This is a genomic window from Candidatus Falkowbacteria bacterium, assembly GCA_013336275.1.
In the GTDB taxonomy this organism is placed as follows: Bacteria; Patescibacteriota; Patescibacteriia; order Patescibacteriales; family GWE2-39-37; genus JAAXUA01.
Map to the genome: position 1 here is coordinate 1 of JAAXUA010000002.1, position 18,507 is coordinate 18,507.

Annotated in this window: 16 protein-coding genes and 1 tRNA gene; 8 read left to right on the forward strand and 9 right to left on the reverse strand. The window is 51.6% G+C overall.

Annotation, left to right across the window (positions count from 1 at the left end; translation table 11 throughout):
* From HGA34_01705 to HGA34_01720, 4 genes are all read left to right on the forward strand, one after another.
* On the forward strand, nt 1-2,250 hold a 2,250-nt coding region (locus HGA34_01705), incomplete at its 5' end, for a hypothetical protein (protein NTW22243.1).
* Between the two features lie 74 nt (nt 2,251-2,324).
* Complete coding sequence (polA, locus tag HGA34_01710; GenBank protein ID NTW22244.1) at nt 2,325-5,111, forward strand: DNA polymerase I; 2,787 nt, start codon at nt 2,325-2,327, stop codon at nt 5,109-5,111.
* Nucleotides 5,112-5,138: 27 nt separating this feature from the next.
* Entirely contained in the window at nt 5,139-5,495 is a 357-nt protein-coding gene (locus HGA34_01715) for an inorganic pyrophosphatase (protein ID NTW22245.1), read from the forward strand.
* A 46-nt stretch (nt 5,496-5,541) separates the two neighbouring features.
* Nucleotides 5,542-6,888: a UDP-N-acetylmuramoyl-L-alanine--D-glutamate ligase gene (locus HGA34_01720; protein ID NTW22246.1), complete on the forward strand. Its 1,347-nt coding sequence runs from the start codon at nt 5,542-5,544 to the stop codon at nt 6,886-6,888.
* Between the two features lie 203 nt (nt 6,889-7,091).
* On the opposite strand, the gene HGA34_01725 is transcribed toward HGA34_01720, so the two are convergent.
* The gene (locus tag HGA34_01725; GenBank protein ID NTW22247.1) at nt 7,092-7,244 is read right to left on the reverse strand and encodes a lysine biosynthesis protein LysW; all 153 of its coding nucleotides are present in this window, start codon (nt 7,242-7,244) and stop codon (nt 7,092-7,094) included.
* Between the two features lie 69 nt (nt 7,245-7,313).
* Here HGA34_01725 and holA point away from each other — a divergent pair, with 69 nt between their 5' ends.
* A complete protein-coding gene (holA, locus tag HGA34_01730) occupies nt 7,314-8,315 on the forward strand; it encodes a DNA polymerase III subunit delta (protein ID NTW22248.1) in 1,002 nt (333 codons plus the stop codon).
* A gap of 44 nt (nt 8,316-8,359) precedes the next feature.
* On the opposite strand, the gene rpsT is transcribed toward holA, so the two are convergent.
* The 7 genes from rpsT to HGA34_01765 form a co-directional block, all read right to left on the reverse strand.
* On the reverse strand, nt 8,360-8,629 hold the full coding sequence (rpsT, locus tag HGA34_01735; protein ID NTW22249.1) for a 30S ribosomal protein S20: 270 nt from the start codon (nt 8,627-8,629) through the stop codon (nt 8,360-8,362).
* Nucleotides 8,630-8,693: 64 nt separating this feature from the next.
* Complete coding sequence (locus tag HGA34_01740) at nt 8,694-9,539, reverse strand: prolipoprotein diacylglyceryl transferase (GenBank protein NTW22250.1); 846 nt, start codon at nt 9,537-9,539, stop codon at nt 8,694-8,696.
* Between the two features lie 247 nt (nt 9,540-9,786).
* Nucleotides 9,787-10,206: a hypothetical protein gene (locus HGA34_01745; protein NTW22251.1), complete on the reverse strand. Its 420-nt coding sequence runs from the start codon at nt 10,204-10,206 to the stop codon at nt 9,787-9,789.
* Nucleotides 10,207-10,338: 132 nt separating this feature from the next.
* A complete protein-coding gene (locus HGA34_01750; GenBank protein ID NTW22252.1) occupies nt 10,339-11,313 on the reverse strand; it encodes a hypothetical protein in 975 nt (324 codons plus the stop codon).
* Between the two features lie 83 nt (nt 11,314-11,396).
* On the reverse strand, nt 11,397-12,611 hold the full coding sequence (locus HGA34_01755; protein ID NTW22253.1) for a hypothetical protein: 1,215 nt from the start codon (nt 12,609-12,611) through the stop codon (nt 11,397-11,399).
* A gap of 257 nt (nt 12,612-12,868) precedes the next feature.
* The gene (gene ppsA, locus HGA34_01760) at nt 12,869-15,349 is read right to left on the reverse strand and encodes a phosphoenolpyruvate synthase (protein ID NTW22254.1); all 2,481 of its coding nucleotides are present in this window, start codon (nt 15,347-15,349) and stop codon (nt 12,869-12,871) included.
* Between the two features lie 28 nt (nt 15,350-15,377).
* Nucleotides 15,378-15,713, reverse strand: a complete 336-nt coding sequence (locus tag HGA34_01765; protein NTW22255.1) for a hypothetical protein — start codon at nt 15,711-15,713, stop codon at nt 15,378-15,380.
* A 110-nt stretch (nt 15,714-15,823) separates the two neighbouring features.
* Here HGA34_01765 and HGA34_01770 point away from each other — a divergent pair.
* Nucleotides 15,824-15,904, forward strand: a tRNA-Leu gene (locus HGA34_01770).
* A 238-nt stretch (nt 15,905-16,142) separates the two neighbouring features.
* On the opposite strand, the gene HGA34_01775 is transcribed toward HGA34_01770, so the two are convergent.
* Entirely contained in the window at nt 16,143-16,946 is an 804-nt protein-coding gene (locus tag HGA34_01775; GenBank protein NTW22256.1) for a phosphoglycerate mutase family protein, read from the reverse strand.
* A gap of 605 nt (nt 16,947-17,551) precedes the next feature.
* On the opposite strand from HGA34_01775, the gene HGA34_01780 reads away from it, so the two are divergent.
* Nucleotides 17,552-17,875, forward strand: a complete 324-nt coding sequence (locus tag HGA34_01780; GenBank protein NTW22257.1) for a TraR/DksA family transcriptional regulator — start codon at nt 17,552-17,554, stop codon at nt 17,873-17,875.
* A gap of 175 nt (nt 17,876-18,050) precedes the next feature.
* Nucleotides 18,051-18,476 carry a hypothetical protein gene (locus HGA34_01785; protein ID NTW22258.1) on the forward strand — a complete coding sequence of 142 codons (426 nt, stop codon included), beginning with the start codon at nt 18,051-18,053 and terminating at the stop codon, nt 18,474-18,476.
* The last annotated feature ends 31 nt before the right edge of the window (nt 18,477-18,507 follow it).

Sequence of the window (18,507 nt, forward strand, 5' to 3'; positions counted from 1 at the left end):
GCCCCGATTATCTCGAGCTTGAACGTAGCCACAAGCCCGACCGGGGCGGTCATCACCTGGGACACGGCCACCGAGAACGCCACCGGCTACGTCGAATACGCCACCACCTCGGTGACGAGCACCTTCGAGAGCGTATACAAACAAGTAGGTCGGAGCGAATTGGCTCAGAATCATTCGGTCACCCTGGAAGGTTTGGTTTCTAATGTCACATACTATTTCCGCCTCCGTTCCACGGATGCGGCCAACAATACTGCCACTACCACGCTTGACTCCTTCCAGACCGTGCTGCAGCCGTTAACTATAACAAATGTCGCGACCAGTACGGTCACGAGCGACTCGGCCGTCATCACCTGGTCGACCGGTCAAGCGGCGGATTCGGTGGTCGTCTACGATATTATTCCTAGCACCTACGGCCAGTCAAAAACCAACCTTGCTCCGACTAGCGAGCACACCATTATCCTGACCGGACTAGCTTCTAGCACCACTTATTATTTCCGTGCGGTTTCAAGCGATGTCATGGGCCAGACGGCCACTTCGAGCGAATATTCATTCACTACCACCGCCTCGATCGACCCGGCTGATTACCAGGCCAAGCTCGACCAGATCAACGACCTGTTGGCTCAGCTGGCTGCCGCCACCTCGAGCCAGGGGGCGACAGCTGCCCAAATTTCCGCCTTGCAGTCCCAGGTTGCCAGCCTGCAGCAGCAGCTGGCTTCGGCTGAAAAACCGTCCGGCGGCGGCGTCCTGGTTGTCGATAAGACCGACAAAGTAGCGCCGAAAATTTCAGCCATCCGTACGAGCGAGATCAAGAGCGATTCAGCCAAAATAAGCTGGACCACGGATGAGCCAGCCTCGAGCTTCATCCGCTACGGCACCTCGACCGCTTACGGCGAATTTTCCGGCTATTCCGACCAGTTCACCAGCCACTTCTTCCAATTGAAAAATCTAGAACCGAATAGTTCTTACCATTATCGCATCGAGAGTGCGGACAGTTCCGGAAATTTGGCGACAAGCCAGGATCAGATATTCCAGACGCCGTCGTTAGAAGAGCAGCTCCAGGCCGAGGGTAAGACCGAAGAGGAGATCGCCAAGCTGGTCGAAGAGGCCCAGGCCCCGGAAGAGAACAAGACTAACATCCTCCTGGCCGCCGCTCAAAAAGCCATGGAGATCATGAGTCAGGTGGCTAACCAAGTCTCGCTCGGCACCCTCGAGACCACCCTCCTCTCCCAGTTCGACACCATCGAGAAATTGGCCGGTTCATTGCCTGCCCCGGTGTTGGGTGGCGAGCCGAACGTCGTGGCCGGAGCGACATCCGCCACCATTCGTTGGCTGACTAACAAGGAGGCCAGTTCGCTTGTGGCATATGTCCCGGCTGCCAGCTATCTGAAAGATGTCGGTGACCAGTCGTATATCCAGACCGTCGGCCAGGCCAACGACTTGTCAAAGACCCACGAGGTCAAGCTCTTCGGCTTGAAACCTAACACGACCTACCACTACCAACTTCGCAGCAAGGCGGCTGTCGGACCCGAAGCAAGATCACGCGACTTCACCTTCAGCACCTCGGATGAGGCCCTGGAAATAATCAATACGGCTATCCAGAATATCTCTGACCAGAAAGCGGTCTTTAAATGGGCAACCAACCAGGAGACCGACGCTAAGCTGACATATGCGCCGTATCGTAACGGCAAGATCAATATCGAAGAGCTTAAGGAAGTTACAGATGATCACAGGTCTACGACCCATGAGCTGGCTGCCACGGACCTCGAGGGTGGAGTGATCTACCAGATTACGATGAAGAGCCGCAATGCCAAGGGCAATGAAGTTTCTGATACCATCGAACAGTTCTCGACCACCAAGGACAACCTGCCTCCGCAGATCACTAACGTCCAGACCGAGTCGGCCCTCTCCCAGGGCAAGCAGTTGAAAGTCCAGACCATCGTCTCCTGGCAGACCAACGAGCCGACTGTCGGTTACGTCTCTTACATAAAAGGCGTTGTAACTGACGACAGGGAGTTCCCGGACAAGACACAGCTTGAGGCCACCTATTCCAGGAAGCACGTGGCAGTCGTCACCAAGTTCGATTCCGGCCAGGTCTACACCTTCCGCATCGCCGCCACCGATTCCTCTGGCAATACGGTTACTTCAAAGATCTACACCATCCTCACCCCCAAGCAGAAGGAATCGGTCTTCCAGCTAATTCTCAAGAACTTCGAGGATATCTTCGGTTGGGTCGGACAAGTAGGTAATTAGCAGATAAAATATCCAAAAGGGGCACCGCCCCTTTTTGGTTTGCCAAAATAAGCAAATTTTGATGTAATAGGGGTATGAATAAACCAAAAGGGACACTATTGATAATCGATGGAAACGCCTTGATCCATCGCAGCTTTCACGCTTTACCGCCCACGCTGATCACTAAGTCGGGTGAAATGGTTAACGCTGTTTATGGCTTCAGCGCCGCCCTTATCAAGGCGGTCAAAGAATTCAAGCCGGATTACGTCGTCCTGACCATGGACAAGAAGGGACCGACTTTCCGGCACGAAGAGTATAAGGAGTATAAGGCGACGCGCGTGAAGGCGCCGGACGAGCTGTATGCTCAATTCGATCGCGTAAAGGAAGTATCAGCCGTCTTCGGCATTCCGCTTTATGAATTATCAGGTTTCGAAGCAGACGACCTAATCGGTACGATCTGCAAGCAAGTGGATAGCGGACTCAACAAGATAATCCTTACCGGCGACATGGATACCTTGCAGCTGGTTGATGACCACACCAAGGTGTACGCCATGAGCCGCGGCATCAGTGACGGCGTCCTGTACGATGAACCGGCAGTCATTGCTCGCTACGGGCTAAAGCCGGATCAGGTGATCGATTACAAGGCGCTTAGGGGCGACCCGTCAGATAATATTCCGGGAGTCAAAGGCATCGGTGAGAAAACGGCAGTCGAACTGCTTAAGGAATTCGGCACCCTCAAAAATTTATACGACAATTTGGACTCGGCAGCGATTAAGGACCGTATTCGCGAACTGCTGCGCAATCAACAGGCCGAAGCCGAGCTGTCTTATCGTTTGGCCACCATCCATCAAACTGCGCCGATCGAATTCGATTTAGCCGAAGCCAGTTTCGGTGATTTTGACCGCACTAAGGTTGTCGAACTTTTCAGCGAACTGGCCTTCAAGTCGCTTTTACCCCGCGTCCAGGATCTAGGCAAGAAGGGCGGCAAGCATCAGGCAGAAACCGTCATCGGAATCGACAAATTCGAGCGCAACCGCCAGGCCTTCAAATATGAGCTGGTTGACGATGACAAGAAATTCAAGTCATTTTTGAAGAAAATCAAGGAACAAAAAGCTTTTGTCTTCGATACGGAAACCGATTCGCTTGATCCGCTGACCTGCCGCCTTCTTGGCATCAGCTTTTCTTGGAAAAGCGAAGAGGCATATTTTATAAAAATCGAAAGTTCGGGCGGGAATGAAAAGAAGAGCCACGATCTGTTTAATTATAATGAGAAGACGACGGGGAATACTTGGCTTGAGGAGCTTAGATCGATTTTCGAAGACAGTAAGATAAAAAAATATTGTCACAATGCCAAATTCGATTTAGAGGTAGTGTCGTCGCAAGGGGTGCCCGTCCAGGGAATTTCTTTCGATACCATGATCGCTTCTTATCTTTTGAATCCGGGCAGTCGCCAGCATAACTTGGACGGCCTAGCCTTCAGCGAGTTGGGCTTCGAAAAGATTTCCAAGGACGATCTTTTAGGCACTGGACGGAACCGCATCACGTTCGACCAGGTGCCGATAGAGCGCCTGGCTAATTATTCTTGCGAGGATGCTGATATCACTTGGCGTTTGGTCAAAAAGATCGAACCTGAACTCAAGGCTCATGAACTGGCAAAACTCTTCAAAACCATGGAGATGCCGTTAGTGCCCGTTTTGGCGCGCATGGAAGAGCTGGGCATCAGTCTGGATAAGGATTATTTGGGCAAGCTTGGCCACAAACTCCATTTGAAAATCTCTTCTCTGGAAAAGAAAATATATGAACAGGCTGGCCAGGAATTCAATATCAATTCTCCGCTGCAGCTGCAGGAGGTGCTTTTCGAAAAGCTTGAACTTTCGACGCATGGCGTCGGCAAGACCAAGACCGGTCTTTCAACGGCGGCTGACGAACTTGAAAAGCTGCGCGACCAGCATGAAATCGTCAGGCTGATTCTGGAATACCGCGAGCTTGCCAAGCTGACCAGCACTTATATCGACGCCTTGCCCAAATTGATCAACCCGAAAACTAAGCGTATCCACACCAGCTTCAATCAGACAGTGGCAGCGACCGGTCGACTATCCTCATCCGACCCGAATCTGCAGAATATCCCGGTGAAGGGCGATTGGGGGCAGGCGGTACGCAAGGCATTTGTTGCCTCACCGGGCTACAAGTTGGTTGGCCTGGATTATTCGCAGATCGAGCTCAGGCTGGCCGCGCATTTTTCTGGCGACAAAAGGATGATCAAAGCCTTCAGAGAAAAGGAAGACATCCACACCGCGACGGCGGCAGCCATCAATGAAGTCGAGCCAGCGGACGTGACCAAAGAGATGCGCCGAGAAGCGAAGGCTACTAATTTCGGCATTCTTTACGGCCAGGGGCCGCATGGCCTATCCCAAGCTGCCGACATTCCGTTTTGGCGCGCGAAACAATTTATCGATAATTATTTCGAGGCCTACCCTGGAGTGAAGAAGTGGATGGATCAGGCCATCGAGGATTCAAGGGCCACTGGTTTCGCAGAGACGTTATTCGGACGTAAGCGCAATCTGCCGGAAATCAGTTCATCAGTGATGCAGGTGCGCAAGGCGGCCGAGCGGATGGCTATCAATACGCCGCTCCAAGGCACGGCTGCCGATATGATCAAGGCGGCGATGATCGAAATCCATGAATTGATAAGGCGGAAATACCAACAGGGCGAGGTTAAGATGCTTTTGCAGGTGCACGACGAACTTCTGTTCGAAATCAAGCGCGACGCCATCGAAGATTCCGTACCAGAGCTTAAAAGAATTATGGAAAATGTGCTACAATTAAAGGTACCAGTTATCGTCGAGCATAAAATGGGCGAGAGCTGGGGTGAACTTGAGTAATTAATTATCATAATATTAGATAAAAAAATGGATAATGTTTACAGTTTCGTCAATGAAACGGTCAAAGTAAAGGTGCATCGTCCTATGGGTTCGGAAAATCCGAAGTACGGTTTTATCTATCCCGTGAATTACGGCTTTTTGCCAGGCACTCTTGGCGGTGATGATAAGGAGATAAACGCCTATATTTTGGGGGTGGAGGAACCGGTAACCGATTTTACCGGTAAATGCGTCGCGGTAATCCATCGCACCGATGATCCAGATGACAAGCTTGTCGTCATCCCGGAGGGTGCTGGGAATATCAGCGATACCGATATCCGGGAATTGACCGATTTTCAGGAAAGTCATTATAGCTCGGTCATTATCAGGGATCCCAAGGCGGAATAAGCAATCAGGACACCGGAGCCCGCTCCGGTGTTTTCAAATTTTCAATATGACATCCATAGAAAGCACAGCTGCAGAGATCAAGGGTAAAAAAATCGCCCTGCTTGGATTGGGCGTAGAAAACTTAGCCTTAGCCAGGTTCTTTTTGCGCCACAAAATAGATTGTTTGATCACGATCTGCGACATGCGTTCGCAAGAACAGCTAGGCGAGCGCTTCAGCGAATTCGCCGCCCAGCCCAATGTCAGCTGGAAACTTGGCGCCGAATTCAATCAAGGCCTGGAGCCGTTCGATTATCTGTTCCGGTCACCGGGTTGGACTATGGCTTGTCCTGGAATAAAATCGGCCCTGAAAAACAACCGTTCAGTCGTACTGACAAGTCCGATGGAGTTATTTTTGAAAATATGCCCGACCAAGAACACTGTCGGGGTTACCGGAACCAAAGGCAAGGGCACGACTTCATCCCTTATTGCGGCCATAATCAAGAGTGCCGGCAAGAGGGTCTGGCTGGGCGGAAACATCGGCGTAGCGCCCTTTGATTTTATCGATGAGATCAAGGCGGAAGACTGGGCGGTGCTGGAGCTTTCCAGCTTCCAGTTGCAAGGCATGAAGGCCAGCCCCCACATCGCAGTCATGACTAATTTCTCCCGCGAGCACTTGGCGCCGGCCGATCCCAATAACCCTAATTTTCACAAGACCTTGAAAGAATATTGGCAAGCCAAGTGGCAGATCGCAGGCAACCAGCAAATGAATGATTATCTTATCGCCAACAAAAAATTGGGTAAGCGTATCGGCAAGGAACTGCCCAAGGGCCAGGTGATATATTTCTCCCGCTTGGCCTGGCCGAGCCAGCTGATCGGCAAGCACAATCAAGAGAATGTGGCCGCTGCCGCTTTAGTGGCTGATATTGTCGGCATCAACGCCGAAACGGCACAAGCCGCAGTCAAGGCGTTTGTCGGCCTGGAACACCGTCTGGAATTCGTGCGCGAGTCCAAAGGCGTAGATTATTTCGATGACTCTTTCGCTACGACTCCGGAGGCCACCATGATCGCCCTCAAATCTTTCCGTAAAGCGGTCATATTATTGGCGGGCGGGGCCGACAAAGGAGCTGATTTCAAACCATTGGCCAGGTTGGTGGCCAAGCGCAAGGTAAAAGCAGTGATATTGTTTCAAGGGCAAGCAACTCCACGGTTGAAGACCGATCTGCTCTCAGCAGGTTACCCCGAGGGGAAGATATTTTTGGCAGACAGCATGCCTGGGGCAGTGAGCCAGGCCGCCACCTTGGCGGTGGCTGGTGAAGCTGTAGTTATGTCCACGGCATGTGCCAGTTTTGGGCTATTTAAGAATTATAAGGAACGGGGAGAGCTTTTTAAGAAAGAGGTCAGCCAGCTTATATAGTGCTTATTATAAAATTCTATTGGCAAACGATCTTCGTAAGCCCGGCTTCCGGCATCGTTTTTTCTGCTTAGACGGGTACGTATGCGCGATAAAAACGATGCCGGAAGCCGGGCTAAATCAGCATAATTCCAGATATTATAATAAAAAAACCAACTTAAGATTCGCATCTCGGTTGGTTTTGTTTTTTTGATCGGTCAAAGCTATTATTCTTCCGGTATTATTTCCAGCTTGAGCGGGTGCAGGGTCAGCACCTCCATGTCGGTCTGGCAGTTGTTGCAAGTAACCAGATCGCCCACGACCACTTCGTTGTCGACAATCAATTCGCTGTGGCAGGTGAGGCAAAGCGCTTTTTGCATAAAAGGCGAGAATGTGTTAATTTACTTATAATTATTTTAATTTTAGCAAAATAGTAAGTTTTTTGGAAGATGGTTATTTTTTTATACGGACAAGACACTTTTAGGAGCAAACGCAAGCTTAGTGAGTTCGTGGAGCGCTTTTTGAAAGAGGTTGATGCCTCTGGTCATAGCTTAACCGTGCTTTCTTCGGCTGAAGCGACTGTCGGCGCTATCGGCCAGGCGGCGGGCAGCGGTTCCTTGCTGTCCCGCAAGCGCATGTTGGTGGTCGAGCAGGTCTTCAGTCGCAAAGACGGGTCTTTTTTCGCTGACTTGTATAAATATCTTCAGGCCGAACCGGCGGGCCTGGCTGACAATATCGTGATTTTTTGGGATGAAGTCTCAAGCGAGGAAAAGGGACTGACCAAGGAGCGCGGGCAGCTTTTCCGTTGGCTGGCCGGACAGAAATATGCGCAAGAGTTCAAGCCATTGTCTAATACCGAATTGTTCGGCTGGGTACGTGAAGAAGTGGCCAAGCGCAGCGGCGACATCAGCCGCGAAGCAGCCACCCACCTGGTCGCTTTGACTGGCGGTGATTTGTGGCAGATAGACCAAGAGCTCAATAAATTGATCCACTATAAGGCCGGACAGAAGTTGGGGCTGGGTGCAGCTGTCGTTCCCGACAAGATCGAACTCAACGATGTCCGCGATCTGGTTGTCGGAGTGTTTGATGAACAGGTTTTTGCCCTGACCGATGCCCTGAGCATGCGCAATCGCGCTTTGGCGGCAAAGCTCTTGGAAGAACAGCTTCGTGGCGGAGAAAGCGAGGAGTATCTCCTGCATATGGTAACCAGGCAATTCAAGATCCTGGTCCAAGTGCGCCAGGCGCTTGATAGCGGCTTGACCGGCAAGAAAATTGCCACCGAACTGAAGCTGCACCCGTTCGTCGCCCAGAAGAGCGTCGGCCAAGTCAGGAATTTCAGCCTGGATCAACTGAAGAAAATATTATTGAAACTCATCGATATCGATTACCTGGTCAAGACTGGCCGCGGCCGGCCTAAAGTCGAGTTGGATCGTATTATCGCCCAACTTTGAAGAAATAAAAAAAGAAGCGCTTTTGAGCGCTTCTTTTTTTGTAGCTATTTAGCAGCTTTGATCGTGTTCAATTTTTTGGCCAGTCTGGATTTGCGGCGGTTGCTGGTGTTTTTCTTGATGATGCCTTTCTGGGCGGCCTTGTCCAAAGCCTTGAGGGCTTTAGCGACGGCAACCTTGGCGTTCTCATCTTTGGCAGTGATAGCCTTTAGGCTCTTTTTTACCAAACTTTTAGTGGTGTCCTTCACCTTCTTGTTGAATTCGGTGCGGACATCGCGCTTGCGCAATTCTTTTTTGGCTGACTTCCGATTTGGCATATTCCGTTTGTTCTCTTAGTAAATTTTAATTTATAGTGTGAGAGATAAAATGACAATACCACAATTAGTCTGGTTGGTCAAGGGCGGCGGGCGGCTTTTTGAAGTAATTTTTGAGCATAATTATCATGGCGACGTGAAAGGCGGCTAGACTGACTAGTTGCGGCCAGCGCCACCCGAACAAGGTTGGGGCAAAATCGATCCGGATGAATTCAAGAGAAAAGCGTAAAAGGGAGTAAAGAAATAGATATGCCAAGACTAAGAACTTCGAAGTGGCGGTGCGCAATAGAGCGTCCTTGCGGTTTTTGACGGTGTATAGGGTCAAATATAACAACAAGGCAAAGATGGCCAGGCTGCCCAACGATTCGTATAGGAAAGTCGGGTGAAAATATTCATTATTCAAGAATTGTGCCGGGCGGCTGAAGATATCTATAGGAATGCCCCAGGGGAGATTGGTCGGTTGGCCGAAAAGCTCCTGATTGAAGTAATTTCCCCAGCGTCCGATGGCTTGGCCCAAGGCAAGCCCCGGAACAATCAAGCCGGCGAATTGCCAAAAGTTCAGCTTGTTTTTGCGGCAGTACCAAAAAATAGTGGCTGCCCCGGCGATGATTGCGCCGTGGATAGCCAGGCCGCCCTGCCAGATTTTTAAGACATCTAACGGATGCTGGGCGTAGTACTGGTGCTCGAGCAGGACGTCATAGATACGGGCCCCGATGATGCTATTGATAATCAGCCAGAACGAGAGGTCGTCGACAGTTTCCTGGCTTATTTGCTGTAGTTTGGCTAGATATTTTGTGACTGCCAAGGCCGCGACGATGCCCAAGACCAAACATAAGCCGTACCAGTAGACCTTTATCGGGCCTAGGCTGAATAGGATCTGTTCGGGATTGGCGGTATGTAGGAAGTTGAACATATTATCATTTTCGACGGTTTTGAGTCATTAGTCAATATTGTAGGAATATTGCGGTAACATACTTCGTGGTGTCCGGCTTTCTACATCGTTTTTCCTGCTTAGACGACTTGCCTGCCGGCAGGCAGGGTACGTATGCGCAAAAAAACAATGCCGAAAACCGGGCAAAACACACTGAATTTCCAAAGATTCAATAAAAAAATGCCCCGGTTTGATGCCGGGGCGATTGAAGGAGGGTGTTGCTTTTGGTTCAGCGGATACGCTGAGGCAGTTTTGGAGGATTGGCGTCCCAGACGATTCCCCATGTTTGCATATCGGGGGTGGGGGTGTCGTTGGTGAAGATGGCGAGCTTCTTGCCGTTGCCATAGTGGATTACTAGGTCGTTTGGATGAAGCTTTTTGTACTCTTTGAAGGAGTACTTGTCTGGTCGCTGCCCGCGGATGAGGTATTTGTAGGTTTGAGGTGCAAACCCTCGGTTCTCTTTGAGAACGGCCTCGACTCCCCAGATAAGCTGGTGGTCATACTCATTGCCGTTCCGGTATTCCGGATCGACCAGGTCCGCAGGAGTCCTTGCAAAATTTCCCATCAGCATGGAAGGGGTTTCCTTGCAGGAAATGGCACAGACAGCGATAAGCAGGGAAAAAAGCATTACTTTCCAAAATGCATTCATGGTTCTCTCCTCGTATGGTTTTTCCTTCTTTTATGAAGGGTGTGTAATAAAAAGGGCTATGGTGAATATTACCATAGCACATTTTTATTAAATTGTCAATGGTTTTGGATTTTTTTAGTCTATTATTGGCGGTTATTTGAAGTTCTCGTCACGTATAATCGTTACCTCGACCTTGATTCGGTCTGAGCCCTTTTCCGGGGTCAGGTTGATTTTGGCGATCAGGCCCTCCTGCTTGAAATCAGCACCGAAATTTTCAGCCAGCCGGCCGAGGCGGTTGGTGCCGCTATCCTTGAGCGAGCGTTCGATGCCGACGTGGTCCGCTCCCATACTCATGGCGAGTTTGGGCTTACGTCCCAAGTCTTTTTCAAGCAACTTGGCCACTGTTTCGCTTTTTTGCGCCCAAAGATCATTTCGGGCATGAATCACCTTGCTTCGTCCAAGGTGGGCGTGGTAGTTGGCATCTTCGATGGTTTTTTGGATTTTGCGCGCGACAGACGATTCGTCCGGCTCTCCTTTGGGACCGCTAGCCGATAGATAGCCTGACATGCTGCCGATCAAGGGCGAAGCCAGTGCTGCCCCGGCCGCAGTTTTGCCCAAGAATTTGAAGAAGTTGCGTCGGCTCATCTGCGGGTTGTCTGTGAAAGCTTTTTTGAGGTCGGATGCGGCCCAAATAATGGCGCCCATCCCAAGGGTTTCGGCAATCATCAGGCGGAGGTCGTTTTCGGCCATTTCATCCTTCTCACCGTTTTGGGCAGGCATCATGTCCTGGTTTTTGGCCGTCTTGAGCGAGAGGTCGAGGAGAAAAATAGGCTTGCCTTGTTCGGCGGCTGCCCGGACGACTTCGTGGTAAGCTCGGTCCTTTTGGAAAAGCGCACGGCTGACGGTTTCCTTGGTCCGCTTGTCGCTCGAGAGGTCGGTAATAGATTCGAGAATAACGGCATCAGCCGCCGGCACTATCTCCGGGCTGGTCTGGACATCGTGCCGGGTGTAATAAAGGAGGTAATCGGCATTCTCGGTCGAAAGCTCGACGGTATTCTTCAGCTCGTGCCTTGCCGGTGCATCCGGCGTCCGGGGCGCATCATGGCCGAGGATTTTTTCAAAATTCATAGTATGAGGTTATTTTTTAGGTCATCTCCATTATATCAGGGCATTCGGTAGGCGTAAAATAAAACCGCCGGTCTATTGGCGGTTTAAGTTTGGGCATAAAAGAACATGTGCCAGCCTTCGCGGTGTCCGGAGAGCCGTGTCAGGTTGTCGACTTGGTACGGACTGAGGACATCGGCCAGGGGTGATGGGCCAGCTTGCTGCTGTACTAGCCAATCAAGGCCGGTAGAAAAGGCCTTGGCGTATTCAGTGAAGATGAAGCGGCCGTTCAGGCGTTGCCGATAGGCGTCGCAGAGCGCTTGCCGACGGAAATGACGATGCTTGATTTTGGCATTCATGCGGACGTGGTCTATGGGCTCGAGCTGCCGGGCCAGCCAAGTATCGTCTTCGTTAAGAAGATTGTCGGTGGTAATGGCGTTGGCTAGGCAGAGGTTTTCGATGGCGCGCGAGTAGGCCAGTTCAAGCTTGCGGCATTGGGGGTTCTTGTAGAGCTGGTCGTGCATGATAGCGCGGATCTGCAAGAAGCGGAGCAGACGCAGATTATCTTTGAAGTGCAGCTGGCCGCCCTTGAATGACAGATCCTGCCAGACATCACCGAAAAAGGTATCGCCTTCAACTAAAGCGAGCAGCGTCTTCGGTGCGTGTCCGCTCTTGATAAGAAAATAAACATCAAGGATGGTATAGCTGATCTTGTCGAGGGTATCTAACAGCTGGCCGAAGCGGCCTTGGCCGGATACCCACTCTTGCGCTTCTTCGAGGTTGAACCCGAAAAAACGCCAGCGCCGGTCTAGCTGATTATCTGCCATGACTTTGGCGAAATTGGCCTCTTCGCAGAATTTATCCCGGTCGATGCGGATGACAGTGTCACCGCCGGCCGGGGTAGCGGCGTCGTGGAAAGCGGCTGCAGCGGCGAAACGGAGCTGATCAACCGTGCTATAACCTTCGCGGCCCAGCAGGACAAGGCCGATGGCGGCCACTATCTTGGCGTGGGTCAGGCGGGAGTGAGGGAAATAGGGGATGTTTTTCAGCTCGTCTTCCGGGCAATTCGACGGGACCAGGTGTTGCAGTTGGTTGATGCCCGCTTGTCTCAGGAAGATCTTTTCTCGGAACAGCCTTTCCAATAGGCTGTCATAACGGACTTGCATGGAAAAAGAGCTGTAAGGCAGCTCAATCCAGCGGGTGTCGTTCAGCAAGTGCTCATCGAGCGGCTGGCTGGGGTTGCGAGCAAAAACCCTGATTTCACGGGTGCTTAGGCGGGCAGCTTCAAGGGAAACCGGCTGGTTCTTGTACGGCTGGTTCATCGGCAGGCCTCCTTTTTGGTTTCAGTTTTTAATGATGCTGTTTCCAGGTTAGCCTATTTTTTTATTTGAGGCAATTGTTCGCAACCCTTGGGGCCGGCGTCTTTTCAGTCAGGAAAAATTCTGTGGTTTTTTGCCAAAAACTTACGAATTTTTATTCTTTCAAAAACGCCGGCCCCAAGGGTCGCTGTTCGAGTCAAATGTCCCACTTTTTAAATTAAAAACAGCCCCGTTGCCGGGGCTGTTTTTCGTATTCGAATCTATTTTTTAGCTTTCGTCTTGCCTGTCGCTTTGACCGGCTTTTTGGCTGCTGGCTTAGCCTTGGCTGTCGCCTTGGCCGGAGTTTTGGTTTTGCTGCCCTTGCCGCTCATCTTATCTTCTTGCTCGAGGATGCTCAGTGTGGTCTTGATGACGGTGTCGGGATTCAGCGAGATAGAGTCGATGCCAAGCTCGACCAGGAATTGGGCGAAGTCCGGGAAATCGGACGGCGCCTGGCCGCAGATGCCGACCTTGGTCTTGGTCTTCTTGCCGACGGCGATGAGATAGCGGATCAGGTCCTTGACCGCTTCGCTCTTCTCATTCGATTCGCCGGCGATATTCAGAATACCCGAGTCACGGTCAATACCGAGCGTCAACTGGGTCAGGTCATTCGAGCCGATGGAAAAGCCGTCGAAGACCTTGGCGAATTCCTCAGCCAGGATGATATTGATCGGGATTTCGGCCATGACGTAGACCTCGAGGCCGTTGACGTGCTGCTTCAAGCCATGCTTGGCCATCACTTCAAGGACCTTCTGTCCCTCGACGACCGTGCGGCAGAAGGGAATCATGACCTTCAAGTTGGTCAGGCCCATCTCATTGCGGACGCGGGCCAGAGCCTGGCATTCGAGAGCGAATGCCGGCTGGTACTTCGGGTCGTAGTAACGGGAGGCACCGCGCCAGCCGATCATCGGGTTGGCCTCGATCGGCTCGTAAGCGGAGCCGCCGATCAGATTGGCATATTCGTTGGATTTGAAATCAGATAGGCGGATGATGACATCTTTCGGATAGTAGGCAGCGGCAATCGTGGCTACGCCCTCGGCGAATTTATCGACGAAGAATTGCTTTTTGTCTTTGTAGCCGACGGTCAGCTCATCGATCTTTTTCTTGGCGTCCTTGTCAGCCAAAGTGTCATAGTTGATCAAGGCCAACGGATGGGCCTTGATGACGTTGTTGACCACGAACTCGACGCGGGCCAAACCGACGCCGTCGTTAGGGGTGAAGGAAGTAGCAAAAGCGATGTCCGGGGAACCGATATTCATCATGACTTTGGTCTTCGGCCGGCGCATACCTTTGATATCGGTCTTGTTGATCTTGAATGGCAGGATGCCGTCCATGACATAGCCTTCATCGCCCTCGGCGCAATCGACCGTCACCTTCATGCCGGATTTCAGCTTCTTGCTTCCGTCGCCGGTGCCGACAACGCAAGGGATGCCGAGTTCGCGGGAGATGATTGCGGCGTGGCAGGTGCGGCCGCCTGAGTCAGTGACGATAGCCGAGGCGATTTTCATGATCGGCTCCCAATCGGGGTCAGTCATGGTCGTAACCAGGACTTGGCCTTTTTTGAATTGGTCGATCTGGGAGACGTCCATGATGCGGTTGACTTCGCCGGTGCCGATGCGGTTGCCGACCGAGTGGCCGGTGACCAGGATCTGGCTCTTCTTGTCCAGTTTGTATTCTTCGATGACATTATAATTACGGACGCTATGGATAGTCTCCGGTCGGGCTTGGACGATGTAGAGCTGATTCGTCTGGCCGTCCAGCGCCCACTCGATGTCCATCGGTCGGCCATAGTGCTTTTCGATCTCGACCGCCCATTTGGCTAGTTCCAGAACCTGAACATCAGTGATCGATTGGGTATACTGGTCTTTGGCTGGAATCGGCACGTCCTTGACCGGGCGGTCGGCATTGGCGCCGGTGTTGTAGATCATTTTGATCGTCTTCTGGCGCATGGCGCGGGAGATGATCTTCATGGTCGGCTTGAAGACATAGAATTCATCCGGATTGACCTTGCCCTGGACGATGTTTTCTCCTAGACCGTAAATCGAGTTGATGAGGACGGCATTAGAGAAGCCTGACTCAGTGTCGATGGTGAACATGACGCCGGAAGAAGCCAGGTCGGAGCGGATCATTTTCTGTACGCCGACCGAGAGGGCGATTTTGAAGTGGTCGAAGCCTTTGTCGACGCGGTAGGAGATGGCGCGGTTAGTGAAGAGGGAGGCGATACATTCCTTGACGGACTGCATCAACTGCTTTTCGCCGCGGATGTTCAAATAGGTTTCCTGTTGGCCGGCGAATGAGGCATCGGGCAGATCTTCGGCAGTGGCCGAGGAGCGGACGGCGACATCGACATTGTCGGTTTTGTATTGCTTGGATAATTTCTTGTAGGCGGTGACAATCTCTTTCTGCAGATCGGCTGGCAATGTGGCCTTAAGGATGGTCTCGCGTACGGCCTTGCCGCGCTTGGCCAGGTCGTTGACGTCCTTGGTATCCAATCCCTTGAGGATCTCGGTGATTTTCTTTTTGGTTTCGCTGCCTTCAAGGAAGTAATTATAAGCTTCGGAAGTTGTGGCGAAGCCGTTCGGCACGCGGATGCCCTTGCTGGAAAGGGTCTGATACATCTCGCCCAAAGAGGCGTTCTTGCCGCCGACAATCGGCACGTCCTTGATACGGAGTTCCTCGAAGAATTTGATGAATTGAGGCATAAATTTTTTTATTTATGTTAAATATTGATTAGTGGATCGTGACTTTGCGGCTCCATTCGTAAACGTAGGGAATCTGCCAAGATTGGCCGGAGAGCGCTCGGATGAAGGCCAAGGCCGACAGGGCGATCATGGCCAAAAAGAGCAGCTGGCCGAAGAAGGGGACCCAGGAGACTAGGGCGACCAAGACGTCGAGGACGAAGATGACCAGGCCCTGCTTGGCGTGGAATTGGGCGAACTTGGAGTGCGGTTTCAAGAGCAGCGGGATGAGCCAGAGGATAAAGATGTAGGATAGCGCTGCGATTTTGCAGTTTTCCTTGATATCGGCAGTATCGCTTGAGGCGCCATGGGTTTTTTTGTCGGCCATAATATTTGTCGACTTGTGATACGACGATTAGAGTGAGTTAAACATATTATATTATAGCATAATTTGACATGATGTGAAAAAGTAGTGTAAAAATAATAATGCAATCGAATGCCGAGGTGGTGAAATGGTAGACACGCTTGCCTTAGGAGCAAGTACCGCAAGGTGTGGAGGTTCAAGTCCTCTCCTCGGCACATATAAAACGACCCAGAATTTCTGGGTCGTTTTATATGTGTTGCGGATGAGTCAACTTAAACATCTTTGAGATAGGTTAAAAAATACAGGAAAGTGAATGATTTAAAAATATTATAAATTGATTGAGGTGATTTACTGATGGACAGGGCTTCCGCCCTTTCAAGTCCTCTCCTCGGCACAAAAGAAAAAGGCGAACCCTAGGGTTCGCCTTTCGCGTTGTTGCATTCGATTGAAAGATCAAAGCTGGATGTGACGGAGTTCGACTTGCTCGATCAGCTCGTCGTTAGTGAACCGCTTGCGTTCGATGACTTTCCAACCATTGCTCGAGAGCGTGAGGTCACTGGGACAGATGGAGCGCATCCAGTTGAGATAGGGCGCTGCCTCGCCAGTCACAGGATTTTTGCGGGTGTAGTGCAAGATCTGTCCATTGTGGATTTTGTCGTGTGGGTGGTCGGAATGCTCCAGGCGCATAATTTCGGCGTGGCTCATCCGTTCCAGGATATAGCGGAAGCCCCACATGACTTCGCCGTGGACGACCATGATGGCGTCTTTGCCGTCGCATTCGCGGTGCAGCGTGTCGAGGATCCGTTCCAGGCGGGAGCAGAGCAGGTCCAGCATCGATTCGCCGTTGGTCGGCACCCAATAGAAGGGGTCCATCGATTTGCGCCTCAGGTTCTCCTTGAACTTCTGCTTGCGTTCTTCAAAGGGCATGACGTCGAGATCGCCCCAGCAGCGTTCGACCAGATAGTAGGTGACAAACCACTCGGCATCGGTGAGGCCAAGACCCGCCGCCGTTTCCTTGGCCCGGTCGTAGTCCGAGACATAGCAACGATGGAACCGGCCGCCGATATTCTGCTTGACCCAATCGCCTGACTGGATGGCTTGTTGGACGCCTTTTGGGGTTAGGCGCCAGGTCGAGCTGTGGCGATTAAGGAATTCCTCGGTGAATTTGCTGTCGTCACCCTTTTTCGAAAGGGCGGTCGCTACATTTCCTTCAGATTCGCCGTGACGGACCAGAATCAGATTCAAGGGCATTGCCATGGGACACCTCCTGCGATTTATTGGACATCGTCGTACTTTAGCCTAGTTTTGGCTTTTATTCAAGCGAGCTTGTTTAAAGGTTTGAAGTATTGACAAAAATGACAAAATATGCTAATATTTCAAATATTTGATTAGCCCTTTTTCAATCGTCACGCCGCGATATCGCGGCTTATTCCACTCCAGAGGGAGGTAGTACCATGCCTGAAAGCAGTTCCGCCGCAACACAGTCAGCAGGAAGCCATCTATTGGTCTATGGTTTGGGCGACATCATCGCTCGTGCCCGCCAAATCGGTCTCGCCACCGGTCCGAAAGTGACCTACATCAACACCGGCGGCACCACCCCGAAGACTCTGGCCAAGACCACGGCCCATCGGATTATCGAGTCTTTTATCGATCGCCAATCCGACGACATGCTGGAAAACCCTGAATTCAGGAAACGCCTGGCCCGGGCCCTGTCCCGCGCCGATGCCGGTACTTTCGGCAAATGCAGTTGCGGCACTTCGTTGTCAGCTGATGCCATCATCAATGGTGATGCCCTCACCGAACATTGCCCGGTGTGCGCCCTGAAGCACGCCAACAGCCGCGCTGAGCAGTTTCAGCAAATCATGGAATCGATGCTCGATACGGCACGGCTTGAGCTCCAAAGCTATCAAAGGCAGAGCGAAGAGCTGGCATTGGTCGAGGGAAACTCAAGAAAAAGCGGCGATGAAGCCGACCGTTCCTTTGAGGACTCCCCCCGCCGAGTGCTGGAAACCCTGATCGACAATCGTTCCAAACAGATCGGCGCCATCGAAGGCGCTCTGGCCCGGATCAAATCCGGGGAGTATGGCATCTGTGACGGATGCGAAGAAGAAATTCCGATCGGGCGGTTGAAGGCTGTTCCTTTTACCCGCACTTGCGTCAAGTGCAAGGGTGCAACCACCCACTAACCAGAGCCGGACAAGGCTCACAACCCGAAAGGCCTAGCAGCAACGCTGGGCCTTTTTTTCATGCCGAAATCCATTTGTCTCAACTCCCGCCAAAATGGTATAATATGCATAACTGAATATGCATTTTTTTGATTAGGCATTGTGAAATCTAAGCCAAAGGATTCACAATGGTTTTTTGGTATTTTTGGCGGCGGGTGAGCCGCCAGTTCCCCGCAGGCTCCGCAGGAGCAAGGGGGTCCAGACCGAAAGCGCTTTGGCCCAGGGCAAGGACCAGCGGGTCCAGACGGTCATCACCTGGAATACCAGCGAACCGACTATCGGCCAGCTCTCTTATCAGGCGGGCGTCAATGCCACGGACGAGGTCCTGGCTGAGAAGTTCACTCCAGAAACCACCTTCTCCAAGAAGCATATGGCCCTGATTACCAAATTCCAGCCAGGCCAGATCTATACTTTCCGCATCGCTATCGAGGATTATTCGGGCAACAAGAATATTTCCAAGGCGTATACCATCCTGGCGCCGCGCCAGAAAGAGTCGGTCTTCCAGTTGATTCTTAAGAATTTCGAGGATATCTTCGGCTGGGTGGGCAAAGTGGGGAATTGATAGTATTGGTTGCAGCGAATTGACCGGACGC

Bases quoted from the DNA above. Each gene is read 5' to 3' on its own strand.
- HGA34_01775 (NTW22256.1), bottom strand. From the start codon at position 16,946: ATGGCAATGCCCTTGAATCTGATTCTGGTCCGTCACGGCGAATCTGAA.
- polA (NTW22244.1), top strand. From the start codon at position 2,325: ATGAATAAACCAAAAGGGACACTATTGATAATCGATGGAAACGCCTTG.
- HGA34_01725 (NTW22247.1), bottom strand. From the start codon at position 7,244: ATGCAAAAAGCGCTTTGCCTCACCTGCCACAGCGAATTGATTGTCGAC.
- HGA34_01780 (NTW22257.1), top strand. From the start codon at position 17,552: ATGGAATCGATGCTCGATACGGCACGGCTTGAGCTCCAAAGCTATCAA.
- HGA34_01750 (NTW22252.1), bottom strand. From the start codon at position 11,313: ATGAATTTTGAAAAAATCCTCGGCCATGATGCGCCCCGGACGCCGGAT.
- HGA34_01745 (NTW22251.1), bottom strand. From the start codon at position 10,206: ATGAATGCATTTTGGAAAGTAATGCTTTTTTCCCTGCTTATCGCTGTC.
- ppsA (NTW22254.1), bottom strand. From the start codon at position 15,349: ATGCCTCAATTCATCAAATTCTTCGAGGAACTCCGTATCAAGGACGTG.
- rpsT (NTW22249.1), bottom strand. From the start codon at position 8,629: ATGCCAAATCGGAAGTCAGCCAAAAAAGAATTGCGCAAGCGCGATGTC.
- HGA34_01755 (NTW22253.1), bottom strand. From the start codon at position 12,611: ATGAACCAGCCGTACAAGAACCAGCCGGTTTCCCTTGAAGCTGCCCGC.
- HGA34_01720 (NTW22246.1), top strand. From the start codon at position 5,542: ATGACATCCATAGAAAGCACAGCTGCAGAGATCAAGGGTAAAAAAATC.
- holA (NTW22248.1), top strand. From the start codon at position 7,314: ATGGTTATTTTTTTATACGGACAAGACACTTTTAGGAGCAAACGCAAG.
- HGA34_01765 (NTW22255.1), bottom strand. From the start codon at position 15,713: ATGGCCGACAAAAAAACCCATGGCGCCTCAAGCGATACTGCCGATATC.
- HGA34_01715 (NTW22245.1), top strand. From the start codon at position 5,139: ATGGATAATGTTTACAGTTTCGTCAATGAAACGGTCAAAGTAAAGGTG.
- HGA34_01740 (NTW22250.1), bottom strand. From the start codon at position 9,539: ATGTTCAACTTCCTACATACCGCCAATCCCGAACAGATCCTATTCAGC.